Genomic DNA, 26,239 nt, shown 5'->3' with positions numbered 1-26,239 from the left:
ATTTTATACTTAAAATAATTGTCAAGGGCGGGATGCGCCACGCCCACGGCTGTCGTCCCTGCGAAAGCAGGGACCCATAACCCCAGACCTTTGTTGTTGAAATAAGCTGCGGCCCCGGCGCTGCGAACCGACAGCGATCAGTGGCTATGGGTCCCTGCTTTTGCAGGGACGACACCGAATTTGGTGCACGGCCGATGGCCCACGCATCGCATGCTCGCGGCGCGCTACGGCAGCCAGAATGGCGGATTGCATTGCGCTATCCAACCTACCGCAATTCGACGCGGCCGCGTCGCGGCCCTCAATGCACCGCGGCGTACAGGATCTTGTCCTGGGTCGCATCCGCCGCGTCGAACTCGGCGACGATGCGGCCGGTGCGGGCGACCAGGATGCGGTCGGAGACCGCGAGGATCTCCGGCAGGTAGGACGAGATCACCACCACCGCCTTGCCCTCGTCGGCGAGGCGGCGGATTTCGCCGTGGATATGCGGGATGGTGCCGACGTCGACGCCGCGTGTCGGCTCGTCGAAGAAGATGATCGACGGCTCCTGCACCAGGGTCTTGGCCAGCACCACCTTCTGCTGGTTGCCGCCGGACAGCTCGATGATCCGCGCCTTGCGCTGCAAGGCGCTGATCTTGAGCCGGTCGACCCAGTAGTTGGCGAGCTTGCTGCGCTTTGCGCGCGACAGCAGGAAGCTCCAGCCCTTCCTTGTAGCGAGGCTTCCGATATAGACGTTGTCGTCGACCACCATGGTCTCGAAGAAGCCGTTGGCCTTGCGGTCCTCGGTGATGTAGGCGATGCCGTCATTGATCGCCTGCCGCGGCACGCGGTAGCGGATCGGCTTTCCGCGCAGCCGGATGGTGCCGCCATTGACCAGATTGCGCTTCAGCGCGCCGTAGATGATCTTGGCGATCTCGGTGCGGCCGGAGCCGATCAGGCCGGCGATGCCGACCACCTCGCCGGCATAGACCGAGAACGACATGTTCTTGACCGCCATGCCCATGGTGACGTTCTCGACCGTCAGCACCTTCTCGCGGCGCTGATGGGTCTTGGCCTTGCCGCCATAGACCGCCTGCGCCACCTCGCGCCCGACCATGTGCTGCACCAGCGCATCGCGGGTCAGCTGCTTGGCGGGCGCCGTGATCACCAACTTGCCGTCGCGCAGCACGGTGATGCGGTCGGCGATCTGCAGCGATTCCTCCAGCGCATGCGAGATGTAGATGATCGAGACGCCGCGGGCGCGCAGGTCGCGCACCAGATGGAAGAAGTGGACGATCTCCTCCGGCGTCAGCGACGCGGTCGGCTCGTCGAAGATGATGATGCGCGCCTTGTTGTAGATCGCGCGCGCGATCTCCACCATCTGCTTCTTGGCGGTACCGAGCAGCGCCACGGGGGTTGCCGGATCGACATGGAAGTTGAGCGACTGCAACAGCTGCTGGGCCTGGATGTTGAGCGTGCGGAAGCGCGTCAGCAGCTTTTCATTGCCGAGTTCGATGTTCTGCGCCGCAGTCATGGTCGGCACCAGGCTGGTCTCCTGATAGACCATGCAGATGCCGGCATCGAGCGCGTCACGCGGCTGCTCGAAATTGGCAGGCTTGCCGTCGAGCAGATAGTCGCCCGAGGTGAGATTGATGGCGCCGGCGATCGCCTTGCACAGCGTCGACTTGCCGGCGCCGTTCTCGCCGACCAGCGCATGCACCTCGCCGGGATAGAGGTCGAAATTGACGCCCTCGATGGCGTGGACGCCGCCATAGATCTTGGAGCCGTTGCTGATCCGCAGCACCGGCTCACGGGCTGCTGACTGGGTCGCGGTCGCCGCCTGCATCACGCCGTCATTCATCGCAGGTCTCCCGTATAGCGCAGCAGCCGTCCGGCGCCGCGCGCGGCGATGACGATGCCGGAGGGCGCAGCACAAGCGGCGGTGATGCCGTGGAAGCGGCCGCCGGCGCGGCTGTGCAGGCTGTCGCTGGCCTCGCCCTCGGCATCGAGATGCACCAGCAGGCCATAGGAGCGCGGCGGCGCCCATGGCTTCTGGATGCCGAGCGCCTTGACGCTGCCGATCTGCATCGGCTCCAGGCAATCGCTGCCACCGACCAGCGCCGGCGCCACCCAGTATTCGGGCGGCATCGTCGCCATCATCTCCTCGCGGAAATCGTCTTCCTTGAGCACGAATTCGATCAGATGCGTGCGGCGCGCGAACATGCCAAGCAGCAGCCCGCTGTGGCCGTCCGGATGCAGCCGCGCCGGATAGCCCGGCATGTTGGCGGCGACGATCTCGCGCGGGCCAAGCCCGTTGGCAGTGAGAGCGAACCGGCTCAGGCGATGCGCCCAGCTCTCGGTGAGCCACAGGCTGTTGCCGTCGGCCGAGACCATCACGCCGTAGGGATATGGCAGGTCGCGCAGCAGCAGCTGCGGATTGTCGAGGCCGGCCCCGCAACTGATCAGGCGGCCATTGGCGCGCTTCTCCATCAGATCGTGCCGCCACTCGCCGGGTCGGCGGCCGACGCTGCCTTCGACCGCATAGATGCGGCCATCGGGCGCCGCCGTCACCGACAACAATCCCGTGAGCGCGCTGCCACCGACTGCATCGAGCCAGCGCGCCGCGGGCTTGGCGGGATCGATCGCCGCAAGCCCCCTGCCCGCGACGCAGACCAGCAGACGGCCGTCCGGATGCAGCGCAAGCCCGCCGGCGTCGTCCTCGAACTCGGCGATGACAGCACGGGTCGAAAAATCCGCGCCGCTGAGCTTCAGCACCTTTCGGCCGGCGGAGACATAGACCGCGCCGTCGCCGGCGGCGATCACGTCATCAACGCCTGGCAGCGGCTCGCCGATCGGCACGGCGGTGTCGAGCCGGTCGTTCGGGCTGAGTGCGCCGTCGAGCGGCGGGATCGCGTTCTGGCCGCCGTCGCGGTCGACGACGCTGCGGATGTCGCGCAGCAGATGATCGAAGAATCCCATTATTTCGTCACCCTGCTTTTTGCGCCCCAGTACGCGTCGTAGCCGGTCCAGCTGTCGTCGACGCCGTCGAGCTTGATGCGGCCGATGCGGTTGTTCTCGAGCCCGCCGAGATAGAGATAGCCCTGATGCTCGCGCATCGAGGTCAGGGTCGAATGCGAGATGCCGGTCGGGTCCCACCACGATTCCAAAGCCTCGCCCTTCTCGTTGAACTTCAGCACACAGCCATGGTTGAGCGCGGGCGCCAGCCATTCGTCGGTCGGCACCTGCTTGACCATGCGCAGGCGGAAGCCGGGCTTGCGCGCGGCGAGGTCGAATGTCGGCGTGCGGATACCGACCAGCGCCAGCCAGTAGGTGCCGTCGGAGGCGCGGTTGATGTTGTCGGGGTTGCCCGGCAGCTCGTCCATCAGCACCTCGGTCTTGCCCTTGTTCGGCCCGTCGATCCAGTGCCGGAACACCTTGCACAGCGAGGTCGACGCAATCAGGATCGACTTGCCGTCGTGGGAGACGCAGATCCCGTTCGGGAAATAGAAGTGGTTGATCACCGTGCGCGTGGTCTTGGTCGCCGGGTCGTAGCAGACCACGCGGCCGTTCGGCCGGCCCTCGAGGAGGTCGAGGGTGTTGGTGGTCATCTCGTAGCGCGTGGTGCAGTCGCTGAAATAGATCTTGCCGTCGGGCGCGATGTCGAGGTCATCGGCCATGCGCAGGCGGCTGTCGTCGTTCAGCTTGTACCAGGTGCGGTTGGTCTCGTCGGTGACCTTGAAGATGCGGCCATCGGGCGCGACGCCGTAGACGCCCATGCCGGCCACCGCGACAATCAGGTTCTCGTCACGATCGAACTGCATGCCGAGCGGCCGGCCGCCGATATGGGCGAACACCTCGCGGGTCTTGAAATCAGGCCCGGAGAAGCGGATCACATTGCCGTCGCGGGTCGAGCCGTAGAGCCGGCCCTGGCGATCGAGGATGACGTCCTCGGGCCCCTCGACCTGATCGACGCCGATTGCCTGCGCCTTGATCAGCCGGTCGTTCTGCGCATAGGGCGACGCCGCGCCGGGCTGCACTGCCGGCGCCGAGGCGAGCGGCACGAAGGCCGGATTGACATAGATCTTCTGGATCGCCTTGCCGCGGTTCTTCGACCATTTGACGTCGATGCCGACGGCCGCAAGCAGGATCATGCCCGTCACCGCCGAGGTGACGTAGCCCGGGATACCCATCCGCACGAGGCCGTTGATCAGGAGGAAGATGATCAGCGCGCCGATCATCGCCCGCCACACCGTGCCCTTGCCGCCGGCCAGCGACACGCCGCCGAGCACCACGGCGGTGAGCGCCTGGAATTCCCAGCCGACGCCGGTGGTGGAATCCGTCGAGGCCTGGCGCGCCGCGTAGAAGATGCCGCTCGCCGCGCACAGCGTGCCCGACAGCACATAGGTCATGAACAGCATCAAGCGGACGCGGATGCCGGCATGGCGCGCCGCCTTGCGGCTGGCGCCGATCGCGGTGAGATGCCAGCCATAGCGCGAGCGCGACAGGAAGATGTGGCAGATCAGCAGCACCACGAACAGCGTCGCCGCATTGACGGGAATACCGAGCACGCTGCCACCGCCGATGACATCCCAGGCTTCGCTGTCGATCGAGTTGGTCGCGAATACCTGCGCATAGCTGGTGTTGAGCAGATTGACCGAGGCGCGCAGGATGATCAGCGTCACCAGCGTAGTCAGGAACGGCCGCGTCTTCAGGAAGCCGATCAGGAAGCCGTTGATGCTGCCGAGCAGCGCGCCGACCAGCAGCGTCGCCGGCACCGCAAGGCCGACCGGCCATTCGCGCACCAGCAGGAAGTACAGCGCCGCGAAATTGCACAGCGCGAAGATCGCGCCGACCGAAAGGTCGATGCCGCCGGTGACGAGACAGAAGCCCATCGCGAGCGCGACGAATCCGAATTCGGCGAACAGCCGCAGCAGCGACACCGAGTTCTGCACCGAGGCGTAGTCGGGAATGGTGAGCGCGAAATAGGCCCACAGCCCGATCATTACCGTGAACGGAACGACCGGCTCGAACCACTGTTTCAGCAACAGCTCCGACAGCAGGAGCCGGGGTGAGAACCGCCGCACCGATGCGGCAAGGGAATCAACGGCCATCGACATCGTCAAAGCACTCCTCGATCATGATGCGAGACATCACATCGTGATCTCGTCTCTCTTTTTGAGCATGATCTTCTCGGAAAACCGGCTTCCACTTTTCCGGATCATGCTCGTGATACAGCCGGCGCGGGAATGCCCCCCGCGCCGGCTGCCCCGCGCCTTGTTAGTTTTTCTTGGGTAGCGCGAAACAGGTGCCGCCGAGCGAGGCGTTCGACTTATCGATCCAGATCGGCCGCGTGTAATAGGACAGGTTCTTCGTGCCGGGCTTGTCGCCGGACATCAGCAGCGTCTCCGCCGCGAACATCAGGTCGTGGCCCTGCTCGGTCGCCTTGTAGCTGAGGAACTTGCTGAAATTGCCTGATGTGACCTGATCGCAATCGAGCTGCGAGCCCTCGCCCGAGGCGAACACCTTGACGTCGTCGATCTTGCCGGCATTGCGGATCGCTTGCGCCGCGCCCGACTCCATGATGCCCCAGAATCCGATGGAGGCGCAGAGATCGGGATGCTGCTGAATCACGGTCGCGGTGATGTTGAGCGCGGTGTTGGCGTCCCAGTTCGCCGCCTGGTTCGACACCACCTTGATGTTGGGATCCTTGTTTAGCACATCCATGATGGCGCCGACCTGGTCGACGCTGGCCGCCGCGGTCAGTTCGCCCTGTACGATCTGCACCTTGCCCGACTTGCCGGAGCCGGTGCCGCAGGCCTTGACGGCTTCGTTCGCGAGCAACCTGCCGATCTCGCGCCAGTCGACGCCGACGAAGGCGCCGGACTTGTAGTTCGAGGCCATGTTGACCTGGATCACATGCGTGCCCTGGGCCTCGGCGCGCTTGAGGTCCTTCATCAGCAGCGTCACACTCGGGTTCTGCACGATCAGGACGTCGGGCTTCTGGTCGACCAGCGCGGTCAGCGCCTGCTGCATGGCGGATGGATTGTTGTTGGGATCGCGCACGACGTATTTCATGCCGCGCCACTCGGCCTCTTCCTGCACCACGCGGCCCCATTCGTCCGACAACGGCACGCCGAGCGCGATCGGCAGATAGGCGACGGTCTTGCCTTGCAGCGCTTTGTCGTAGGCGCCGCGCAGCTCGCGACCGGCCTTGGTGCCTTCCTCCTGCGCGGATGCCGCGAACGGCATCGCGGCAACCGCCACACCGGCGAGCAGGATCGTCCAGAACTTCGTCGTCTTCATCGTCTCCTCCACAAGAAATTCTTTTGATTGATTTGGACTTGTTATGATTGATCTTGGCGCGGGGAACACTCGCACTAATCGCCCTGCCGCGCGGTCTCCTCGTCGCGGGGATGCAGCCAATTGTCGAGCACGATCGCCGCCAGCAGCACCACGCCCTTGATGATGTTCTGCACCTCGCTGTTGACGTCCATGATGGTGAAGGCGTTGAGCAGCGTGCCGATCAGGACGCAGCCGACCACAACGCTGAACACACTGCCGCGGCCGCCAATCAGGCTGATGCCGCCGATCACGACGACCAGCACGACGTCGAAGATCATTGTCCCCTGCGTGATCGCCATCTGCATGCTGCCCGTGGTGCCGACCCAGACCAGGCCTGCAATCCAGGCGAGCAGCGCAACCAGCACGTGCTCGAGCACGATCAGCGGCCGCAGCGGAATGCCGGTCAGCCGCGCGGCCTCCGGATTGTCGCCCTGCGCATAGATGAAGCGGCCGATCGAGGTGCGCGACAGGAACAGGTGCATCGCGATCGCACAGGCCGCGAACACCAGGATCGGAACCGGGACGCCGAAGAGCCGTCCGGCGCCGAGATACATCAGGCCCGGCGCGTCCTTCGGCGCGTAGACCACCCAGGCCGGCGCGATCCAGAACGCGAGGCCATAGATCACGAAACCTGCGGCCAGCGTCACGAACAGCGCCGGCGCCTCGACGAAGGCGACCATCACGCCGTTGACGACGCCGATCAGCACCGCAATTGCCAGCGCCAGCAGCACTGCCGTGAAAACAGGCATGCCGTTCTGCATATAGATCAGCGCGATGGCCCAGGAACCCGCCATGATCGCGACCTCGGAGAGGTCGATGCCGCGGCTGATCACGATCAGCCCCATGCCGAGGCCGAGCACGCCGAGGATGGAAATACTGCGCAATAGATTGAGCAGGTTGGAGACGGTGGCAAAACCGTTCAGCGTCAGGCCGAACACCACCAGAAGCGCGATCGTGATCAGGAGCACGATCTGCTCCTGGCTCGGCTTTGCGAACATTGAGCCCGAGCGAGATGATGCCGCAGGGACAGCAACGCCGCGCGATGGCGATTGCACGCTCATCGTTTCCTCCAGGTATTATTTTGCTTGAGACTTTAAGAGTGGCAACTCATATTCGTCAAATGCATTCGACGGATACGGATTGATTATTTCCATGCATGTACGCGATATCGATCTGAACCTGTTCGTGGTGTTCGACGCGATCTATTCCGAGGGCGGCGTCAGCCGTGCCTGCTTCCGTCTCAACCTGACGCAGCCCGCGGTGAGCCACGCGCTGAGCCGGCTGCGCGCGATGTTCAACGATCCCTTGTTCGTGCGCCGCCATCACGTGATGACGCCGACGCCGCTGGCGCGCCAGATCATCACCACCGTGCGCCAGGCGCTCAACGGCCTCGAGACGACGCTGACCCACACCAACCGGTTCGATCCGGCCAAGACGCCGAAGCGCTTCGTGATCGGCCTGCGCAACAATCTCGAGGCGCCGATGCTGAGCGCGCTGATCAACCGGATCAGCAGCGTCGCACCGCTGGTCGAGATCGCCACGGTGCGCAGCGAGCGCAACAATCTGGAGCGTGAGCTGGCCGCCGGCACGCTCGACGTTGCGATCGATACGCTGCTGCCGCTCTCGACCGAGATGCGGCGCGAGCAGATCCTGACCGAGCATATCGCGGTGTTCGCCCGGCGCGGCCATCCCGAGCTCCGCGCGCGGCTCGACAAGAAGGCTTACTTGCGCATGGAGCATGTCTGCGTGACATCGCGGCGCAGCGGCGTGTCGTTCGAGGATTTTCAGTTGCAGCGCCTCGGCCTGACCCGCACCGTCCGCCTGACCTGCCAGAATTTTGCGACCGCCTGCCATGTCGTGAGCCGCAGCAACATGCTGCTCACGGCATCGGAAAGCGCCGCCTCGGTGCTGGAGGATCCCGGGTTGCTGCAGTGCTTCCCCTGCCCGTTCCCGATCAGCCCGCACGTCAACTATCTCTACTGGCATGCCACCGCCGAGGGCGACACCACCAATCAATGGCTGCGCGAGCAGTTGCGCGCCGCCGCGGCACTGCTGGCCGGCAGCCGCTTCAGCAAGAAGAGCCGCCGCGCGGCAAAGACGGGCCCCAAGGTGGCGATTCCAATTCCGACCAGCATCGCGGCTGAATAGAGACGGCGATACGATCAGGTTGAGTCGCAAAGACAGTGTGCCCCCTCTCCCGCTTGCGGGGGAGGGCTGGGGTGGGGGCTCTCTCCACGAGTCACATCCTGGAGAGAGCCCCCACCCGTATCGCATCTTCGATGCGATACGACCTCCCCCGCAAGCGGGAGAGGTGCAGCCAGTCTGCCGCCAGATCGATTCAACCTAATCTGAGTAACCCCGCACAAAGGACTAACCGGCCTCGGCGACCACAGGCGGCAGCGCCATCACGGCTTCGGCGTGATGGCAGGCCGCCAGATGGGCGTCTCCGACATTGCGTAGCGCAGGCGCGGTCTCGCGACAATGCTGGTCGGCCAGCGGACAGCGCGGCGCGTAAGGGCACCCGGCCGCGGCCGACGCCTGCGAGCCGATCGCTTGCGCGCCGCGGCGCCGCCGGACACCGCCGGCCCGCGCCCGCGGAACCGCATCGAGCAGCGCGCGCGTATAGGGATGGGCAGAGTGCGCGAACAGATCGGCGGGCCGCCCCTGCTCGACGATCCGCCCGAAATACATCACCGCGATCTCGTCGCAGAGCAGATCGACCACCGCGAGGTCATGGCTGATCAGGATGTAGCTCAGGCCAAACTCGTCCTGCAGGTCCTGCATCAGATTGAGCACCTGCGCCTGCACCGAGACATCGAGCGCCGAGACCGGCTCGTCGGCGACGATCAGCTTCGGCTGGGTGATCAGCGCGCGCGCGATCGCGATGCGCTGGCGCTGGCCGCCGGAGAATTCGTGCGGAAACTTGTCCATGTCGGCATCGCGCAGCCCGACCTGCCGCAGCACCCTGGCGACGCGCTCGCGCAGGGTCGCGCGATCGATGCGCCCGAGCGCGGTGAGCGGCTCGGCGACGATGCGCGCGATGGTCTGCCGCGGATCGAGCGAGCCATAGGGATCCTGGAACACCATCTGGAAATCACGGCGGGCGCGGCGCAGCTCATCCGGCGGCATCCGGTTGAGGTCGCGGCCGAGCAGCGCGACCTGCCCCGCCGACGGCCGCTCCAGCGCCATCACCAGCCGCGCAAGGGTCGATTTGCCCGACCCGGATTCGCCGACGACACCGAGGCTCCTGCCCGGCATGACCTGCGCCGTGACACCGTTGAGCGCGTGCACCTGCGCCGGCGGCTTGAACAGGCTCTCGCGCGGCAGCGTGTAGCGTTGCGCGAGATCCTTCACCGCGAGCAGCGGCGTTGCGGATGAAGGCTGGTCCAGCATCGTCATGCGCCGGCGCCCCCTGTGGTCATCGAGACGTCGGTCCTGATGCAGCGCACGCCATGCGCGGCGCCGACATCGACCACGGCCGGCAGCGCCGCGCGGCAGCGCGCCTCGGCGATCGTGCAGCGATCGGCAAAGGTACAGCCCGCGGGCAGGTCGGCCAGCTCCGGCACAGTGCCGGCGATGGTCTTGAGCCGTGTGCCTTTGCGCGCGCCGAGCCGTGGGCGGGCGCGGAACAGGCCCTGCGTGTAGGGGTGGCCCATCCGCGTGAACACGGCGTCAGTGGCGCCGCTTTCGACGACGGTGCCGCCATACATCACCATCATGCGCTCGACATTCTCGGCGATCACGCCGAGATCGTGCGAGATCAGGATCATCGACATGCCGCGCTCCGCGACGAGGCCGGCGATCAGATCGAGGATCTGGCCCTGGATCGTGACGTCGAGGGCAGTGGTCGGCTCGTCGGCGATCAAGACATCGGGCTGGCAGGCCAGCGCCATCGCGATGGTGATGCGCTGGCGCTGGCCGCCGGAGAATTGGTGCGGATAGGCATCGACGCGCTTCGCCGCATCAGGCAGCCCGACGCGATCGAGCAAGGCGATGGCCTCCTGCCGCGCCTGCGCAGCCGAGACGCCGGTGTGGCGCAGCAAGGGCTCGGCGACCTGGTGCCCGATCGTGTGCATCGGATTGAGCGCGGTCATCGGCTCCTGGAAGATCATGCTGATGCGGTTGCCGCGCAGCATGCAATAGGCTGCGTCCGGCAGGCCGACCAGCTCCGCGCCGTCGAGTCGGACGCTGCCGCTGATCACGGCGCTGTCCGGCAACAGCCCCATCAGGGCCAGCGCCGTGACCGACTTGCCGCAACCGGATTCGCCGACCAGCCCGAGCGTCTCGCCGCGGCGAAGCGCAAAGCTGACGCCGCGCACCGCCTGCGCCGGGCCGCGGCTGGTGTTGAGCCGGACGCCCAGATTTTTCACCTCGATCAGCGGCGCGTCGCTCATGCTCACCGCTCCCGCGCCAGACGGGGATCGAGCAGATCGCGCAAGCCGTCGCCGAGCAGATTGAGCCCCAGCACCGCGATCGCGATCGCGGCGCCGGGATAGACCGCGAGCATCGGCGACTGGAACAGCAAGGTCTGCGCATCATTGAGCATGCGCCCCCAGGACGGCTGCGGCGGCTGGGTGCCGAGCCCGAGATAGGACAGCGCGGCCTCGGCGAGGATTGCGAGCGCGAACTGGATCGTCGCCTGCACGATCAGGATCGACAGGATGTTCGGCAGCACATGCTCGATGGTGATGCGGAATGAGCCCTTGCCCGCGGCGCGCGCGGCCAGCACGAACTCACGGGCCCAGATCGCGTTGGCCGAGCCGCGGGTGACGCGGACGAAGGTCGGGATCTGGAAGATGCCGATTGCGGTGATCGAGGTCACCATGCCCGGCCCTGCGACCGCGGCGAGCATGATGGCCGACAGCACCGCGGGAAAGGCGAAGGTGAAGTCGCTCATCCGCATGATGAGCTCCTCGGTCCAACCCTTGCGCGCGGCGGCGATCAGGCCGAGGCCAACGCCGAAGCTGAGACCTATGCCCACCGCAATGACGCCGACCATGATGGTGGAGCGCGCACCGACCAGGAGCAGCGAGACGATGTCGCGGCCGAGCACGTCGGTGCCGAGCCAGTGCGCCGCCGACGGCGGGTGCAGTTTTGACGCGACATCGATGTCGTAAGCCGACCACGGCGTCCAGACCAGCGACAGCAGCGCCGCGCCGAGCACGAACAGGCTGAGCACCGCCCCGAGCACGAAGCTGCGATGACGCAGCGCGCGGCGCCAGAAGCCGGTCACAGGCCTTGCGCCCGGTGCGATCGCCGCCGTGCCGGCGGATGCGGTCAGCGGCGCGCTCACAGGTTGGCGACCTTGATGCGCGGGTCGATGAAGGCATAGAGCACATCGACCACGAAATTGACGATCACGACCATCGCGGCCAGCAGCATCACGCAGTTGCGCACCACGATCAGGTCGCGGTTGGCGATCGACTGGAAGATCAACCGTCCGAGGCCCGGCAGATAGAACACGTTCTCGATCACGATGGTGCCGGCCAAGAGATTGGCGAATTGCAGGCCCATGACCGTCATGACCGGGATCATCGCGTTGCGCAGCACGTGGCGCCACAGCACCTCGCGCTTGCCGAGCCCCTTCGCGCGCGCGGTACGCACAAAGTCCTCGCGCAGCACCTCGAGAACCGCCGAGCGGGTGACGCGGGCAAGGATCGCGGCCTGCACCACGGCGAGCGAGATCGCGGGCAGCAGCAGCGAGCGGATCCCGGGCCAGATGCCGTCATCCCAGCCGGCGAAGCCGCCGGCGGACAAGAGTTGCAGCTTCACCGAGAACAGCAGGATCAGGAGGATCGCGAACCAGAAATTCGGCAGCGCGATGCCGATCTGGGTCAGCGACATCACGCCGACATCGCCGAGTTTATTATGGTTAGCCGCGGTGTAGATGCCGGCGGCCAGCGCCAGCACCACCGTGATCAGCATCGACATGATCGCGAGTGGAATGGTCAGCACCAGCCGCTCCGCGATCAGGCCGGCCACCGGCGTACCATAGACATAGCTGTTGCCGAGAACACCGACCGCCATGCCCTTGATCCAGAGCAGATAGCGAACCGTGAGCGGCTGATCGAGCCCGAGCTTGACGGTGAGCGCGCGCACCGCCTCGGGCGAGGCGTCGGCGCCCATCAGCATCTGGGGGGCATTGCCGGGCAGCGCGTCGAGCACCAGGAAAATGATCAGCGAGGCCGCGACCAACGTCGCCACCAGGGTCAGGATCCGCCGCAGGAAGAATACGCTCATGCCCGCCCGAACAGTGAGGAACAGGCTGCAGGTTTCAACATGTTCGCGATCGAATGCAAGCCCCTCGCCGCGCCATTCACGACGCGACGGCCGGCCAGCGCCCGAGCAGGTCACTCGCCTGTTCGAACAGCGCCGCGACGCGCAGCAGTTCCGCGTCGGCCCGGAAGCGGCCGACCAGATGCAGACCGATCGGCAGACCGTCGCGGCCGAAGCCTGCGGGGATGCTGACCGCGGGATGCCCGGTCATGTTGAACGGCATGGTCCAGGGAAACCAGTGCGGCCGCACGCTGTCGAAGCTCTGGCCGTCGATCTCGATGGTGCCGAACAGATCCTGATCGATCGGCAGCGCCGTGCGGGTCAGGGTCGGCATCGCCAGGAGGTCGCCGCGCGCGAGCAATGACTGCACGCGGCGGAACAGCGCGGTGCGGTCGAACATCGCCTGCTGGTAGTCGACGCCGCTCACCTTCGCGGCGAGCGCGAGTTGCTTCAGGAAGGTCGGGCTGAGATCATCGGGATGATCGGCCGCGAGCTTCTCGAAACGGGTGCGCCAGACCGTGTGATTGATGGCGCGCCAGATCGGCTCGATGTCGAAACCATCGCCGGAAAATTCCTCGAGTTCCGCACCTAAGCCGGCCAGCCGATCGAGGCTCGCCTTGAACGCAGCGGCGACATCCGCGGTCACCGGGCGACCCGGCGGCGATAGACAAAACAGCACCCGCCTGCCCGTGAGATCACCGCGCGGCGCCGCAAGGTCGAGATAGTCAGGCACCGGCACGCCGATCGACCAGGGATCGGACGGATCCTCGCCGGCCATCGCCTGCATCATCAACGCGGTGTCCGAGACCGTTCGCGTGGTCGGCGTGACATAGGTCTGGTTGCCGAAGGCGTCCTGCACCTGGCTGTGCGGGATCACGCCGTTGCTCTGCTTGATCCCGACCACGCCGTTACAGGCCGCAGGAATCCGCGTCGAGCCGCCGCCGTCGGTCGCAACCGCCAGCGGCGCGATGCCGCTCGCGACCGCCACCGCCGCGCCGCCGCTGGAGCCGCCGCTGGAACGTTCCGCACTCCATGCATTGCGGGTGCGGCCGAACAGCGGCGAGTCGGTCAGGCACTTGCTACCGAACTCCGGCGTCGTGGTCTTGCCGAGCAATATTCCGCCCTGCGCACGGAGCCGGGCCACCGCCACGGCGTCATGGTCGGGTACGTTGTTCTGATAGGGCACCGCGCCGAAGGTCGTGCGCACGCCCTTGGTGCTGACGATGTCCTTCACGGTGAAGGGAATGCCGTGCAGCAGGCCGAGTGGCTCGCCGGCCATCACGTGGCGCTCCGCAGCCTTCGCCTGCGCCATCGCCTCGTCGCCGCACAGCGTGATGAAGCAGTTCAGCTCGGGCTGCAGCCGCTCGGCGCGGGCGAGCACCGTCGCGGTGATCTCGACCGGCGACACGTCCTTGGCGGCGATGCGCGCGCGAAGCTCAACGGCTGATAGCAGGCACAGATCGTCGCTCATTCGGGCACGCGCTCGCATCGGTGTTCGATCACGGCATCGTGCCGCGCCCCGTGCGGCAAGTCCATCATCTCAGGCGCATGGCTTACCAATAATCGGCGGGCAACTCCCGGCTCCGCGGCGGATCGGCGCCGGCGCGGGTGCAGGTGAAGGCGGCGCATTTGCAGGCAAAGGCCAGCGCGCGCGTGAGCTCGGCGGCGGAGATGTCGCGCAGCCGCTGCCGCGCGATCCGATCCAGCCGGTGCAGCGCGGCGAGCAGCGCCGCCTGACAAGAGTCGCCGGCGCCGATTGTATCCACGACATTCACGACCGGCGCCTTGACCTCGATCGATCCGGCCTTTTGATGCCAGGCAGAGGCGCCCTCGTTTCCGCGCGTGATGACGACGAGCGACGCGCCGCCCGACAGCAGCGCCCCGGCCCTGTCAGCGTAGGCCTCATCGCCGAACAGATAGGCGAAGTCGACGTCGGACATTTTCACGATGTCCGCCTTGCCGCAGAACGCCAGCATGCGCGTGCGATAAGCGTCCTTGTCCTTGACCAAATTCGGCCGGCAGTTCGGATCAAGCGCGATCGTCACGTTTGCTCTGATATTCTCGATAAAGGCCAGCGTCTCGGCTGCGCCCTTGTCATGAACCAGCGTGGTCGAGCCGGTGTGAAGGCAGGTGACGCCATCGAGCGCGATCGCTTCGCGCCGGTAGGTCCAGTTCCGCGCTGCGGTGTCGGCGTCATAGAAGGCGTATTGCGTCTCGGTTCCGGTGACGCGCGCAAAGGCGAGCGTAGCCTGGTCGTCGCTGCGCGTCGCGCGGCTGAGATCGACGCCTGAAGCTGCGGCATGATCGGCGATCATCCGGCCGAACGTGTCGGTCGCAATGCCGCCGACAAAGCCGGTGGGCACATCGAGCCGCGCACTGCCGATCGCGATGTTGAGGCAGGAGCCGCCGACCGCCGGAGTCATGGCCTCGCGTCCATCCGCCGTCCGCGACGGAAGGAAATCGATCAGCGCATCTCCGCAACTCAGCAGCATGCAAACACCTTAACCCGGCGCCTCGCCGGGCGCCCGCTTCATCGCCTCGCGGCTGTCGCGATCGAGCGCCCGCAGCATCTTGTGCACACCGCGTTTCCTGCGGTGGAAATCGGCAAGCTCAGGCCTGGTCGGTTCGCTCAACCGCCCGAGCGCCGACATGCCAGCCATTGCGGAGTTAATCGAATGATGCGCGCCGCTGGCGACTGCGCCCAGCATCGCAGCGCCCAGCAATACGGGTTCTTGCGTCTGCGGCAACGCCACCGTGTAGCCCGTCGTGTCGGCCATGATCTGGCGCACCAGCGGGCTGCGGCTGGCGCCGCCGCCGATCACGATCGTCTTGCCGCTGACGCCATGGGCCTGCAGGGCATCGATGACATCGGCGAGGCCATAGGCGAGGCCGCACAGGCCGGCGACGAACAGCCGCTCCAGCGCCGACACGTCGGTGTCGAGATCGAGCCCGGCGATCACCGCGCGTGAGCCGGGATCGGCATAGGGCGACCGGTTGCCGAGAAACTCAGGCAGGACGTGAACGTTGCGCGCGAGCAGCGCGGCCGCGCCGGCATTGCCGCTGCGCGCCAGGATCCGCTTCTCGAGATACTCGATGACATCTATGCCGTCGCTCTTCGCGGCAGCCAAGACCTCGGCATGCGCCGGATGCGATTTGAGCAGATGGTCGATCGCGGCGCCCGCTGCCGACTGGCCGCCCTCGTTGAGCCAGAAGCCCGGCACCATGCCCTCGAAATACGGGCCCCAGACGCCGGGCACGAAACAGGGCTCGACGGTCGTCGCCATGATGCAGGCCGACGTTCCCATGATGTAGGCCAATCGCTGGCAGACATCGACCTCGGCGCCTGAACCGTCGCGCCCGCCGATCGCGCCGACGCCGCCGGCATGGGCATCAATCAAGGAGGCGCCGACCGCGGTTCCCGGCATCAGACCGAGATCGCGCGCGGCGTCCTCCGACAGCCCGCGGCCGAGCGGCGAGCCGGGCGGCACGATCTCGGTGCCGATGCGCCCAAAGCGATCTGCGGCGAGCGCCGCGAGCCCGACCCGCTTGAGGAAGGGTTCGCTCCAGCCGCCCTCACCGGCCACATAGGTCCATTTGCAGGTGACAGTGCAGGTCGAGCGCGCCAGCGAGCCGGTGGCGCGGAACGAGAGATAGTCGGCGAGATCGAAGAAGTGCCCGGCGGCCTCGAAGGTCGCGGGCAGATGCCGCTTCAGCCAGAGGATCTTCGGGATCTCCATCTCGGGCGAGATGGCGCCGCCGACATAGCGCAGCACGCGATCTCCGGTCGCGTTGACGAATTCGGTCTCGTCCATCGCGCGGTGATCCATCCAGACCACGACATTGCGCGCGGGATCGCCGGACGGGCTGACGGTGAGCGGCCGGCCTGCCCGGTCGAGCACGACCAGCGAGCAGGTTGCGTCAAAGCCGATGCCCTTGACCTGCTCGGCGCCAGCCGCGGCCTCGCGCATCGCATTGCGCACGGAGGCAACGCAGGCCGCCCAGATGTCATCGGACGATTGCTCGACGATGTCACCGGGCTCATGCCAGACCCGGATCGGATGCCGGGCCGAGCCCAGCAGCTTCCCGGCCTCGTCGAACACGCCCGCGCGGGCGCTGGTGCTTCCGACATCCACCCCGATATAGGCTTGCCGCATTTTCGCTCCGTCAGAGCGTGACGACGTTGCTTGGGAACGTCATCGCGCTCGCACTTCTTGTGTCAGCATCGTCCGGAAGACCGGTCCCCACTTTTCCGGATCATGCTTCGACGCGAGCCTACCAGCAAGTGTAACCGCCATCGACCAGAACGATGCTTCCGGTCATCAAACTCGCCGCCTCGGACGCCAGGAACAAGACGACGGAGGCGATCTCGTCGACCTGCCCCATCCGCGCCATCGGAGTTCCACCGATCCAGGCGTCGTACATTTTGGGGCTGTTCTTCACAAAGGCGTTCAGCGGCGTCTCGATATAGGTCGGCGCCACCGCGTTGACGCGGACCCCGCGGGCGCCCCATTCGGCCGCCAGCGATTTGGTGAGATGATGCACCGCGGCCTTGGAGGCGTTGTAGAAGCACTGTTCCTGCGGCTTGTTGACGATGAACCCGGACATCGAGCCGACATTGACGATGGTGCCGGATTTGGCCTTCAGCATGTGATTGCCGAAGGCGCGGCAGCACCAGAACGTGCCGTTCAGATTGACGTCGATGACGTTGAGCCAGTGCTCGTCGGTCACGGTCTCGGCCGGCGTCTCGCTGCGGGCGATGCCGGCATTGTTGACGAGGATGTCGACCTTGCCGTACTTGCGCACCAACTCGTCGGCGACCGCCGAGACGCGGCCGGAATCCGTCACGTCCATCACCGCGATATCGGCGTCATAGCCCTTGGCTTTCAGCGCCGCCTGCGCGTCATTGGCGACCTTGGCGTCGCGGTCGCCGATGATGACCTTGGCGCCGGCTTCGGCCAGCGCTTCGGCACAGGCGAGCCCGATGCCCTGCCCCGCGCCGGTGATGATGGCGGTCTTGCCGCCGAGCCTGAATTTCTCGAGATACATTTTCTTCTTCCTTTGCCTAGAGCCCGCGTTTCGCGGGCGTGCCGCCCCGGCCAGAGCGAGATCGACAGCGGAGACCATCCGTGCTTTTTCTGAGCATGATCTGTTCGGAAAACCGCTTCACACTTTTCCGGATCATGCTCTACGCGTGGATCGATTTGCCACTGTCGTCGAAACGATGGATGCGCGCGGGATCCGGGATCAGCGACACCTTATCGCCGGGATGCAGGTCGAGTTCGCCGACATAGCGCGCGGTCAGCATTCCCAACGCCGCAGCATCGACATAGAGAAAGGTGTCGCTGCCGAGATGCTCGGCGACCGCCACCGTCCCCTGCCAGCCGCCCTGCCCGTCGCGCTCGACCTTCAAATGCTCGGGCCGCACCCCGATGGTGGTGGCGCCCTGCTGCTTGGCGAGCTCGCCGGTCACGAAATTCATCTTCGGCGAGCCGATGAAGCCTGCAACGAACAGGTTGTTAGGCTTCTCATAGAGCTCGAGCGGCGAACCATACTGCTCGATCTTGCCGCCGTTCAGCACCACGATCTTGTCGGCCATGGTCATGGCCTCGACCTGGTCGTGGGTGACGTAGATCGCCGTGGTGCCGAGCTGCTTCTGCAATCGCGTCACCTCGAGCCGCATCTGCACCCGAAGCGCGGCGTCGAGATTCGACAGCGGCTCGTCGAACAGGAACGCCTTCGGCTCGCGCACGATGGCGCGGCCGATCGCAACGCGCTGGCGCTGGCCGCCGGAGAGCTCGCGCGGCTTGCGGTCGAGATAGGGCGTCAGGTTGAGGGTGGCCGCGGCGGCTTCGACCTTGCGGTTGATCTCGTCCTTGGCGACACCTGCCATTTTCAGGCCGAATGCGATGTTGCCGCGCACGCTCATATGCGGATAGAGCGCGTAGGACTGGAACACCATCGACAGCCCGCGCTTGGCCGGCGGCACGTCGACCACGTTGCGGCCGTCGATCAGGATGGCGCCGCCGGTGACGTCCTCGAGCCCCGCGATCAACCGGAGCAGCGTGGTCTTGCCGCAGCCTGACGGACCGACGAAGACGACGAAAGAGCCGTCGGTGATCTCGAGATCGGCGCCCTTGATGATGTGGACCGGCCCGAACGATTTTTGCACACCCTGCAGCGTAATCCGACCCATGGGACAAGCCTTTCTGCTACTTGACCGCGCCGAAGGTCAGGCCGCGGACTAGTTGCCGCTGACTGAACCAGCCGAGCACGAGAATGGGCGCGATCGCGAGCGTCGACGCCGCCGACAATTTCGCCCAGAACAATCCTTCCGGGCTGGAATAGGATGCGATGAAGACGGTGAGCGGCGCCGCCTCCAGCGTCGACAGATTGAGGGTCCAGAACGCCTCGTTCCACGCCAGGATCAGATTGAGCAGCAAGGTCGAGGCGAGCCCCGGCACCGCCATCGGCGTCAGCACATAGATCAGCTCGCGCCCGATCGTGGCGCCGTCCATCCGGGCCGCCTCGAGGATGTCCTTCGGGATCTCCTTGAAATAGGTGAACAGCATCCAGATCACGATCGGCAGATTGCCGAGGCACAGGATGAAGATCAGGCCGCTTCTTGTATCAAGCAGGCCGACCGTCCGGAAGATCAGGTAGATCGGCACCAGCACGCCGACCGGCGGCATCATCTTGGTGGACAGCATCCAGAGCAGCACATCCTTGGTGCGCTTGGTCGGCGAGAACGCCATCGACCACGCCGCCGGGATCGCGATCAGCATCGCGATCAACGTCGAGCCGCCGGCGATGATGATCGAATTGAGCGCGTGGTGGAGGTAGTCGCTGCGCTCCTGCACCGTGACGTAGTTCTCCGTGGTCCAGTGGAAGAACAGGAACGACGGCGGGATCGCGAAGGCTTCGAGCTCGGTCTTAAAGCTCGCCAGCACCATCCAGAGGATCGGGAAGAAGATCAGGAAGCCGGCCAGCCAGGCCGCCGCCGTCGAGATCACCTTGTTCCGTGTCGTGACCATCCGCGCCATGACGTTACGCCTCCAGGTTCCGGCCGACGATACGAACGAGGAAGAACGCAACGATGTTGGCGAGCACCACCGCGACCAGGCCGCCCGCCGAGGCGCTGCCGACGTCGTACTGGATCAGCGCCTGCGAGTAGATCAGGAAGGCGATGTTGGTGGTCTGCAGGCCGGGGCCGCCGCCGGTGGTGACGAAGATCTCGGCGAACACCGTGAGCAGGAAGATGGTCTCGATCAGGATCACCACCGTGATCGGACGCGCCAGGTGCGGCAGCGTGATGTAGACGAAGGTCGAGATCGCGCTCGCGCCGTCCATCTCGGCGGCCTCCTTCTGTTCCTCGTCGAGCGATTGCAGCGCGGTCAAGAGGATCAGGGTCGCGAACGGCAGCCACTGCCAGGAGACGATCAGGATCACCGAGAACAGCGGTGCATCGTTGAACCAGTCGATCGCGGGCAGGCCGAACAGATGGGCGATCCAGGCGAACAGGCCAGACACCGGATGCATCAGGAGATTCTTCCAGACCAGCGCGCTCACCGTCGGCATCACGAAGAACGGCGCGATCACCATCAGCCGGACGATCGAGAGCCCGACCACCTGCTGGTCCAGCAACAGCGCCAGCGGCACGCCGAGGATGATCGTGATCGCGAGCACCGAGCCGACCAGCACCAGCGTGTTCTGCAGCGAGGCGAGGAAGGCCGGATCGGTCAGGAAGTAGCGGAAATTCTCCAGCCCGACGAAGGATTCGGAGCCGGGATCGAGCAGATTGTAATGCAGGGTCGCGAAATAGATCGTGAGCGCCAGCGGCACGATCATCCAGATGAACAGCAGTGCCACGGCGGGCGTGAGCAACGTGCGTGCGAGCAGTTGGGTCTGCTGGGTCGCCATCCCCGCCTCCTTCTCTAGAAAGGGGCGACCATCCCGCTGCGGGACAGGATGGTCGCAAGTAGTCCAGCTCGGGAGGTTTGAGCCGGTCGGGCGGCCAAGGCGCGTGCTGCGCCCTGGCTTTGTCCGGGCGTGGCTTATTTGATGTAGCCCGCGCGCTTCATCTCGCGCTCGGTTGCGGACTGCGCAGCCGAGAGCGCCGCATCGACTGACGTCGAGCCGGACAACGCGGCCGAGAACTGCTGGCCGACCTGGGTGCCGATGCCCTGGAATTCAGGGATCGCCGCATACTGCACGCCCACATACGGCACCGGCTTCACCGTCGGCTTGTTCGGATCGGCGGCATCGATCGAGGCCAGCGTCAGCTTGGCGAAGGGCGCGACCTTCAGATAGTCGGGGTTCTTGTACAGCGAGGTGCGCGTGCCGGGCGGCACGTTGGACCAGCCTTCCTTCGACGCGACGAGCTTGGTGTAGTCCTTGCTGGTCGCCCAGGCGATGAACTTCTCGGCCGCATCGACCTTCTTCGAGCCGGCGGGGATCGCGAGGCTCCATGCCCACAGCCAGTTGGCGTTCTTGCCGAGCCCGGTATTCGGGGCCAGTGCGAAGCCGACCTTGTCGGCAACCTTGGAATCCTTCGGGTTGGTCACCATGGACGCCGCCACCGTGGCATCGATCCACATCGCGCACTTGCCGGCGCTGAACAGCGCGAGGTTCTCGTTGAAGCCGTTGGACGAGGCACCCGGAGGTCCGGCCTGTTTCATCAGGTCGACATAGGTCGTGAGCGTCTTCTTCCATTCCGGCGAATTGAACTGCGGCTCCCACTTCTCGTCGAACCAGCGCGCGCCGAACGAGTTGGACATCGCGGTCAGGAACGCCATGTTCTCGCCCCAGCCGGCCTTGCCGCGCAGGCAGATGCCGTAGACGCCGCCGGCTTTATCGGTCAGCTTCTTGGCGGCATCGACCACGAAGTCCCAGGTCGGGCTTTCCGGCATCTTCAGGCCGGCCTTGTCGAACAGGTCGGTGCGGTACATCACCATCGAGCTCTCGCCGTAGAACGGTGCGGCATAGAGCTTGCCGTCGACCGAGACGGCATCCTTGATCTTCGGCAGCAGGTCGCCAACGTCATAGTCGGCGCCGAGCTTGTCGAGCGGCACCAGCCAGCTCTTCTTGGCCCAGATCGGCACCTCGTAGGTGCCGATGGTGAGCACGTCGAACTGACCGCCCTTGGTGGCGATGTCGGTGGTCACGCGCTGGCGCAGCACGTTCTCCTCGAGCGTCACCCATTTCACAGTGATGTCGGGGTTCTTCGCGGTGAATTCGCTGGTGAGCCCCTGCATGCGGATCATGTCGCTGTTGTTGACGGTCGCCACCGTCAGGGTGGTCTGGGCGATCGAGGGGGCAGAGATCAAAAGACTGGCCGCGCCCGCAACGGCGCAAAGGACGTTTTTCAAGGTGACCTCCCTTATGTCACGTTGAGCATATGCCCACGTGTTGAGCGTATGTTCATCCCGTCGTTAAAGTTTGTCAAGCACGCGGGTGCGCCGTCCCGCGCGATTGCGGGTTCCACTGCGCGTTGGAAGGGAAGGTTTTTGCGGAAGCGAACAGCACCGAGCGCCGTGATGTTCGGAGGGATCTGCCGGCAGACTCTCCGCACCTCTCCCGCTTGCGGGGGAGGTCGGATTGCATCGGAGATGCAATCCGGGTGGGGGGCTCTCTCAACAAATATGACTTGAGGATGGACCCCCACCCCAACCCTCCCCCGCAAGCGGGAGAGGGAGCGCAGCCGACTCGTGGCGACTATCGATCCAGCACAGCGCGCGCGGTCGCCTCATCCGTGATCAGGCCGTTGATCACCCGGCCCGCCAGCGCGGCCTTGATCGACGGCACCTTGGCGGCGCCGACGGCGGCCGCGATCGTGGTCGATACCGCCGGGATCTGCGGCGGAATGCTGGTCAGGCGCTTGTTGGTGCCACCCTTGATCAGGCGGCCCTTGGCATCATAGGCCCAGCCGGTCACCTCACCGACCGCGCCGAGCCGCATCATCTCCAACAATTCTTCACGGGTGACGAAGCCATCGACATGGACCTGGGCCTTCTGGTCCATCTGGCCGATGCCGATCAGCCGCAGATCGGCCTTGGCGGCCACCGCCCTCACCCGCGCGATCGGGTCGATGCGGACCATGCGGTTGCGCTCGTCCTCGCTCGACATCAGGAACGGCAGCGGCATCGGGTAATGCCGCGCGCCGGTGCGATCGGCCAGCCGTCCCACTGTGTCGTAGAAGCTCGCCGAGCCGTCGGCGGAGATGTTGCCGACCAGCGAGACGATCTGGTGATCGGGCCGTTCAATCGGCGAGACCCGTTCGACCGCGGCGCGCACCGCGCGGCCGGTGCCGAGCGCAACGATCACGGGCGTCTCCGAGCGCAGCGTCATTTCCAGCAGATTGGCGCTGCGCTCGGCGATCCCGGCATTGGACAGCGGCGCAGCCGGATCCGACGGCACCACGTCGCAATGCACCAGGTCGAACCGCGCCTTCAGCCGCGAGGCCAGCTCCATGCAGGCCGCAATCGGGTGCTCGAGGCGAAACGTGATCAGCCGCTCCGCAAGACACAGCGAGACCAGGCGCTGCGCCGAGGCGCGCGACACTTGCAGCATTTTTGCAATCTCGTCCTGGGTGTGGCCGGCGATGAAATACAGCCAGCCGGCGCGCGCCGCATCGTCGAGGCGAGACTTTTCGTTGTCGGGCGCAGCCATCGTGCTGTGTCAGCCTTCCATCCAGAAATCATTCATCGCGGCGAAGATTCGATCCGCCCCCGCCTGCCGCAGCAGAGCACTGCCGTCCGCCAGCCGATAGTGGGCGCCGCCGACAAATCCCCACACTTTCATGCCCGCGGCCTTTGCGGCGGTTACCCCGCTGACACTGTCCTCGACCACAAGCGTGCGGCGCGGCTCGGCCCGCATAGCGCCGGCCGCATGCAGGAACAGATCCGGCGCCGGCTTGCCGTGCTTGACCATCTGCGAGGTGTAGAGACGCGGCCCGAAGCTCGACGCAAGACCGGTCAGCTCCAGCGAAAACTTCACCCGATCGAGGTCACTCGATGAGGCGACGCAATACGGCAGATGCAATTCCCCAAGCACCGCCGCGATGCCGGCGATCGGCTTGAGTTGAGATTGGAAGGTCTCGCGGACCTGCACCGCCAGATCGGGCAGGAAAGTCGCCGGCAGCGGCCTTCCCACGTCCCGGCAATACTCGACCAGGGCCGCGGTGCTGCGGCCAAGAAAAAGTTCGAGCGCCCGCTCAGTGCTCATCTCGATGCCGGCCCGGAGCATCGCCTCGGCGAGGCAGCGGCAGCTCAATTCCTCGCTGTCGACGAGCACGCCGTCGCAGTCGAAGATGACCAGATCGGTCTCGGGAAGCCGCGGATCCATCCCGGCATGAGATCATATGCTCACGCCATGAGCAATAGATCACAATTTCGCGCGGAATGCCGCGCCTCAAATGGTCGCGGTGCACCGCCAAGGATGCTGTGCGACAAGGCGAAATGCCGCATGACACACCTCTGATCGCGACCGTCGTCGCGGGCCTCGGCCTCGCCTTCGTCTTCGGAACCATCGCCCAGCGCTTTCGGGTTCCGCCACTGGTCGGTTATCTGCTCGCGGGCGTCGCCGTGGGTCCGTTCACGCCCGGCTTCGTGGCCGACCAGGCGCTCGCCACCGAACTCGCCGAGCTCGGTATCATCCTGCTGATGTTCGGCGTCGGCCTGCATTTCTCGCTGAACGATCTGCTGTCGGTGCGCAAGATCGCGGTGCCCGGCGCGGTCGCGCAGATTGCAGTCGCGACGCTGATGGGCCTCGGCCTCACATTGCTGATGGGCTGGACCGTCGGCGCGGGTCTGGTGTTCGGACTGGCATTATCCGTCGCAAGTACCGTCGTCTTGTTGCGCGCGCTGCAAGAGCGTCGCCTGATGGACACCGAGCGCGGCAAGATCGCGGTCGGCTGGCTGATCGTCGAAGACCTCGCCATGGTGCTCGCACTGGTGCTGTTTCCGGCGGTGGCAAGCTTCCAGGGCGGCGGCGATGGCGCAGCGCTCGTCTCCGATCCGCTCGCCACCCGCTTCGGCCTCGGGTTGACCGGCGTGCTGGTGCTGACGCTGATCAAGATCGCTGTGTTCATCGCGCTGATGCTGGTGGTCGGACGCCGGCTGATCCCTTGGGTGCTGCACTACATCGCGCATACCGGCTCGCGTGAGCTGTTCCGGCTGACCGTGCTTGCGATCGCACTCTGCATCGCGTTCGGCGCCACCAAGCTGTTCGGGGTTTCGCTGGCGCTCGGCGCCTTCTTCGCCGGGATGATGCTGCGGGAATCGCCGCTCAGCCAGCGCGCGGCCCAGGAGACCCTGCCGCTGCGCGACGCCTTCGCGGTGCTGTTCTTCGTCTCCGTCGGCATGCTGTTCGATCCGCTCAGCGTGGTGCGCGAGCCCTGGCCGTTCGCAGCTACTCTGTTCGTCATCGTGGTCGGCAAGTCGCTCGCCGCGCTCTTGATCGTCGCGCTGTTCCGGCATCCGATGGCGACCGCCCTGATGATCTCGGCGAGCCTCGCCCAGATCGGCGAATTCTCCTTCATCCTGGCCGAGCTCGGCGTTGCGCTCAATCTGCTGCCGAAAGCCGGCCGCGACCTGATCCTGGCCGGCGCGATCTTCTCGATCATGCTCAACCCGCTGGTATTCGCGGTGGTTGACTGGCTGACATCGCGGCTCGACAAGCCGCAGGCCGCTTCGCCGACTGCGGCGACATCAGAGCCGATCCCGGTCACGGCCCTGCAGGATCACACCATCCTGGTCGGCTACGGCCGGGTCGGCAGCATCGTCGGCGACGCTCTGCATCAGCGCAACGCGCCGTTCCTTGCGGTCGAGGCGTCCGACGACATGGTCGCAAAGCTCAAGCAGCGCGGCATCGAAGCCCTGATGGGCAACGCCGCGCGCGCCAGCGTGCTGCGTGCAACCAATCCGACCGGCGCGCGATCGCTGGTCATCGCCATTCCCGAAGCATTCGAGGCCGGACAGATCGTCGAGCAGGCCCGCGCCGCGAACGCCGACATCCAGATCATCGCGCGCGCGCATTCCGATGCCGAGGTCGATCATCTGAAGGGGCTCGGGGCCGACATCGTGATCATGGGCGAGCGCGAGATCGCCCGTGGCATGATCGAGGAGCTCGACCGGCGACACGCAGCCGTGGCCACGCAACATGCGCCGGCCGCCAGGGAAGATTCCGCAGCCTGAGGTGACGCCGCGCACCGGCCAGATGCGGCGACGCCCGCGCCTTGCGATCACGCGATAGAAGGAGACAGGATATGGCGTTCAAGAGCCCGCACGTTTCGCTGGTGTCGTTCTTGATCGAGATCGGCGCCGAGGCCACGACCAATGTGATGCAGATCGAGACCGATTTGCATCTGAACACCCGTCATCCGAGCTACGACGCCGCCGCAATCGAGCGGCTGGTGCGCGATGCGCAGACCTATCTCGCAGGGAATACCGACCAGGTCACGCAAATCCGGCTGGTTTCCACCCGCAGCGGCCAGACCTGAGTGACTCTTTGTTTGAGCATGATCTCCGCGCAAACGCTTCGCGTTTGTCGCGAGGGAAAACCGGCTCCCACTTTTCCGGATCATGCTCTAGCCGCCGAGGAATGCCGGCGGGGGGGGGGCCAGATCTTCCTGCACGATGATATTGGCGGC

22 protein-coding genes are annotated in these 26,239 nt (G+C 65.7%); 3 read left to right on the top strand and 19 right to left on the bottom strand.

Annotation, left to right across the window (positions count from 1 at the left end):
- Positions 1-298: 298 nt before the first annotated feature.
- The 5 genes from AC628_RS12360 to AC628_RS12340 all read right to left on the bottom strand — a co-directional run bounded on the left by AC628_RS12360 (position 299) and on the right by AC628_RS12340 (position 7,379).
- Entirely contained in the window at positions 299-1,837 is a 1,539-nt protein-coding gene (locus AC628_RS12360; RefSeq protein ID WP_245321140.1) for a sugar ABC transporter ATP-binding protein, read from the bottom strand.
- Positions 1,834-2,955, bottom strand: coding sequence for an SMP-30/gluconolactonase/LRE family protein (locus AC628_RS12355; RefSeq protein ID WP_083632809.1), 1,122 nt, complete (start codon positions 2,953-2,955; stop codon positions 1,834-1,836). The genes AC628_RS12360 and AC628_RS12355 overlap by 4 nt, the downstream gene beginning before the upstream one ends.
- Positions 2,955-5,093, bottom strand: a complete 2,139-nt coding sequence (locus AC628_RS12350; protein WP_074127088.1) for an ABC transporter permease — start codon at positions 5,091-5,093, stop codon at positions 2,955-2,957. Before AC628_RS12350 ends, AC628_RS12355 begins: the two co-directional genes overlap by 1 nt.
- A gap of 160 nt (positions 5,094-5,253) precedes the next feature.
- A complete protein-coding gene (locus AC628_RS12345; protein ID WP_074127090.1) occupies positions 5,254-6,279 on the bottom strand; it encodes a sugar ABC transporter substrate-binding protein in 1,026 nt (341 codons plus the stop codon).
- Positions 6,280-6,353: 74 nt separating this feature from the next.
- Positions 6,354-7,379: an ABC transporter permease gene (locus AC628_RS12340; RefSeq protein WP_245321139.1), complete on the bottom strand. Its 1,026-nt coding sequence runs from the start codon at positions 7,377-7,379 to the stop codon at positions 6,354-6,356.
- A 91-nt stretch (positions 7,380-7,470) separates the two neighbouring features.
- Here AC628_RS12340 and AC628_RS12335 point away from each other — a divergent pair, with 91 nt between their 5' ends.
- Entirely contained in the window at positions 7,471-8,466 is a 996-nt protein-coding gene (locus tag AC628_RS12335; protein ID WP_074127086.1) for a LysR family transcriptional regulator, read from the top strand.
- Positions 8,467-8,688: 222 nt separating this feature from the next.
- Here the strand turns inward: AC628_RS12335 and AC628_RS12330 are convergent, their stop codons facing one another.
- The 14 genes from AC628_RS12330 to AC628_RS12265 form a co-directional block, all read right to left on the bottom strand.
- The gene (locus tag AC628_RS12330; RefSeq protein ID WP_074127085.1) at positions 8,689-9,717 is read right to left on the bottom strand and encodes an ABC transporter ATP-binding protein; all 1,029 of its coding nucleotides are present in this window, start codon (positions 9,715-9,717) and stop codon (positions 8,689-8,691) included.
- Positions 9,714-10,712: an ABC transporter ATP-binding protein gene (locus tag AC628_RS12325; RefSeq protein ID WP_074127084.1), complete on the bottom strand. Its 999-nt coding sequence runs from the start codon at positions 10,710-10,712 to the stop codon at positions 9,714-9,716. Before AC628_RS12325 ends, AC628_RS12330 begins: the two co-directional genes overlap by 4 nt.
- Before the next feature lie 2 nt (positions 10,713-10,714).
- On the bottom strand, positions 10,715-11,611 hold the full coding sequence (locus tag AC628_RS12320) for an ABC transporter permease (RefSeq protein WP_074127083.1): 897 nt from the start codon (positions 11,609-11,611) through the stop codon (positions 10,715-10,717).
- Entirely contained in the window at positions 11,608-12,558 is a 951-nt protein-coding gene (locus AC628_RS12315; protein WP_074127082.1) for an ABC transporter permease, read from the bottom strand. Before AC628_RS12315 ends, AC628_RS12320 begins: the two co-directional genes overlap by 4 nt.
- A gap of 76 nt (positions 12,559-12,634) precedes the next feature.
- A complete protein-coding gene (locus AC628_RS12310; protein ID WP_074127081.1) occupies positions 12,635-14,065 on the bottom strand; it encodes an amidase in 1,431 nt (476 codons plus the stop codon).
- A gap of 82 nt (positions 14,066-14,147) precedes the next feature.
- Positions 14,148-15,086 carry a carbohydrate kinase family protein gene (locus tag AC628_RS12305; protein ID WP_074127080.1) on the bottom strand — a complete coding sequence of 313 codons (939 nt, stop codon included), beginning with the start codon at positions 15,084-15,086 and terminating at the stop codon, positions 14,148-14,150.
- A gap of 9 nt (positions 15,087-15,095) precedes the next feature.
- On the bottom strand, positions 15,096-16,748 hold the full coding sequence (locus AC628_RS12300; RefSeq protein ID WP_074127079.1) for an FGGY-family carbohydrate kinase: 1,653 nt from the start codon (positions 16,746-16,748) through the stop codon (positions 15,096-15,098).
- A 118-nt stretch (positions 16,749-16,866) separates the two neighbouring features.
- Positions 16,867-17,640, bottom strand: a complete 774-nt coding sequence (locus AC628_RS12295; protein WP_074127078.1) for an SDR family NAD(P)-dependent oxidoreductase — start codon at positions 17,638-17,640, stop codon at positions 16,867-16,869.
- 139 nt (positions 17,641-17,779) lie between these two features.
- Positions 17,780-18,787, bottom strand: coding sequence for an ABC transporter ATP-binding protein (locus tag AC628_RS12290; protein ID WP_074127077.1), 1,008 nt, complete (start codon positions 18,785-18,787; stop codon positions 17,780-17,782).
- Between the two features lie 16 nt (positions 18,788-18,803).
- Positions 18,804-19,634: a carbohydrate ABC transporter permease gene (locus AC628_RS12285; RefSeq protein WP_074127076.1), complete on the bottom strand. Its 831-nt coding sequence runs from the start codon at positions 19,632-19,634 to the stop codon at positions 18,804-18,806.
- Between the two features lie 4 nt (positions 19,635-19,638).
- Positions 19,639-20,511, bottom strand: a complete 873-nt coding sequence (locus AC628_RS12280) for a carbohydrate ABC transporter permease (protein ID WP_074127075.1) — start codon at positions 20,509-20,511, stop codon at positions 19,639-19,641.
- A gap of 134 nt (positions 20,512-20,645) precedes the next feature.
- A complete protein-coding gene (locus AC628_RS12275) occupies positions 20,646-21,959 on the bottom strand; it encodes an ABC transporter substrate-binding protein (RefSeq protein ID WP_074127074.1) in 1,314 nt (437 codons plus the stop codon).
- Between the two features lie 346 nt (positions 21,960-22,305).
- Positions 22,306-23,259 (bottom strand): sugar-binding transcriptional regulator, encoded by a 954-nt coding sequence (locus tag AC628_RS12270; protein WP_074127073.1) that lies wholly within the window; start codon positions 23,257-23,259, stop codon positions 22,306-22,308.
- Between the two features lie 9 nt (positions 23,260-23,268).
- On the bottom strand, positions 23,269-23,934 hold the full coding sequence (locus AC628_RS12265; protein ID WP_074127072.1) for an HAD family hydrolase: 666 nt from the start codon (positions 23,932-23,934) through the stop codon (positions 23,269-23,271).
- 113 nt (positions 23,935-24,047) lie between these two features.
- Here AC628_RS12265 and ybaL point away from each other — a divergent pair, with 113 nt between their 5' ends.
- Both ybaL and AC628_RS12255 read left to right on the top strand, forming a co-directional pair.
- Positions 24,048-25,784 carry a YbaL family putative K(+) efflux transporter gene (gene ybaL / locus AC628_RS12260; RefSeq protein ID WP_074127089.1) on the top strand — a complete coding sequence of 579 codons (1,737 nt, stop codon included), beginning with the start codon at positions 24,048-24,050 and terminating at the stop codon, positions 25,782-25,784.
- A gap of 71 nt (positions 25,785-25,855) precedes the next feature.
- Positions 25,856-26,089: a hypothetical protein gene (locus tag AC628_RS12255; protein ID WP_074127071.1), complete on the top strand. Its 234-nt coding sequence runs from the start codon at positions 25,856-25,858 to the stop codon at positions 26,087-26,089.
- Positions 26,090-26,239 lie beyond the last annotated feature (150 nt).

The sequence above is a fragment of the Bradyrhizobium sp. NAS96.2 genome (assembly GCF_001908235.1).
In the GTDB taxonomy this organism is placed as follows: Bacteria; Pseudomonadota; Alphaproteobacteria; order Rhizobiales; family Xanthobacteraceae; genus Bradyrhizobium.
This window is presented reverse-complemented; position numbering and strand designations above follow the sequence as displayed.

What these genes read in the sequence shown, in the direction of transcription:
- AC628_RS12345 (WP_074127090.1), bottom strand. Translation starts at nt 6,279, where the DNA reads ATGAAGACGACGAAGTTCTGGACGATCCTGCTCGCCGGTGTGGCGGTT.
- AC628_RS12290 (WP_074127077.1), bottom strand. Translation starts at nt 18,787, where the DNA reads ATGGGTCGGATTACGCTGCAGGGTGTGCAAAAATCGTTCGGGCCGGTC.
- AC628_RS12295 (WP_074127078.1), bottom strand. Translation starts at nt 17,640, where the DNA reads ATGTATCTCGAGAAATTCAGGCTCGGCGGCAAGACCGCCATCATCACC.
- AC628_RS12255 (WP_074127071.1), top strand. Translation starts at nt 25,856, where the DNA reads ATGGCGTTCAAGAGCCCGCACGTTTCGCTGGTGTCGTTCTTGATCGAG.
- AC628_RS12310 (WP_074127081.1), bottom strand. Translation starts at nt 14,065, where the DNA reads ATGAGCGACGATCTGTGCCTGCTATCAGCCGTTGAGCTTCGCGCGCGC.
- AC628_RS12280 (WP_074127075.1), bottom strand. Translation starts at nt 20,511, where the DNA reads ATGGCGACCCAGCAGACCCAACTGCTCGCACGCACGTTGCTCACGCCC.
- AC628_RS12300 (WP_074127079.1), bottom strand. Translation starts at nt 16,748, where the DNA reads ATGCGGCAAGCCTATATCGGGGTGGATGTCGGAAGCACCAGCGCCCGC.
- AC628_RS12350 (WP_074127088.1), bottom strand. Translation starts at nt 5,093, where the DNA reads ATGTCGATGGCCGTTGATTCCCTTGCCGCATCGGTGCGGCGGTTCTCA.
- AC628_RS12330 (WP_074127085.1), bottom strand. Translation starts at nt 9,717, where the DNA reads ATGACGATGCTGGACCAGCCTTCATCCGCAACGCCGCTGCTCGCGGTG.
- AC628_RS12360 (WP_245321140.1), bottom strand. Translation starts at nt 1,837, where the DNA reads ATGAATGACGGCGTGATGCAGGCGGCGACCGCGACCCAGTCAGCAGCC.
- AC628_RS12315 (WP_074127082.1), bottom strand. Translation starts at nt 12,558, where the DNA reads ATGAGCGTATTCTTCCTGCGGCGGATCCTGACCCTGGTGGCGACGTTG.
- AC628_RS12285 (WP_074127076.1), bottom strand. Translation starts at nt 19,634, where the DNA reads ATGGCGCGGATGGTCACGACACGGAACAAGGTGATCTCGACGGCGGCG.
- AC628_RS12340 (WP_245321139.1), bottom strand. Translation starts at nt 7,379, where the DNA reads ATGAGCGTGCAATCGCCATCGCGCGGCGTTGCTGTCCCTGCGGCATCA.
- AC628_RS12325 (WP_074127084.1), bottom strand. Translation starts at nt 10,712, where the DNA reads ATGAGCGACGCGCCGCTGATCGAGGTGAAAAATCTGGGCGTCCGGCTC.
- AC628_RS12270 (WP_074127073.1), bottom strand. Translation starts at nt 23,259, where the DNA reads ATGGCTGCGCCCGACAACGAAAAGTCTCGCCTCGACGATGCGGCGCGC.
- AC628_RS12305 (WP_074127080.1), bottom strand. Translation starts at nt 15,086, where the DNA reads ATGCTGCTGAGTTGCGGAGATGCGCTGATCGATTTCCTTCCGTCGCGG.
- AC628_RS12335 (WP_074127086.1), top strand. Translation starts at nt 7,471, where the DNA reads ATGCATGTACGCGATATCGATCTGAACCTGTTCGTGGTGTTCGACGCG.
- AC628_RS12355 (WP_083632809.1), bottom strand. Translation starts at nt 2,955, where the DNA reads ATGGGATTCTTCGATCATCTGCTGCGCGACATCCGCAGCGTCGTCGAC.
- ybaL (WP_074127089.1), top strand. Translation starts at nt 24,048, where the DNA reads ATGCCGCATGACACACCTCTGATCGCGACCGTCGTCGCGGGCCTCGGC.
- AC628_RS12265 (WP_074127072.1), bottom strand. Translation starts at nt 23,934, where the DNA reads ATGGATCCGCGGCTTCCCGAGACCGATCTGGTCATCTTCGACTGCGAC.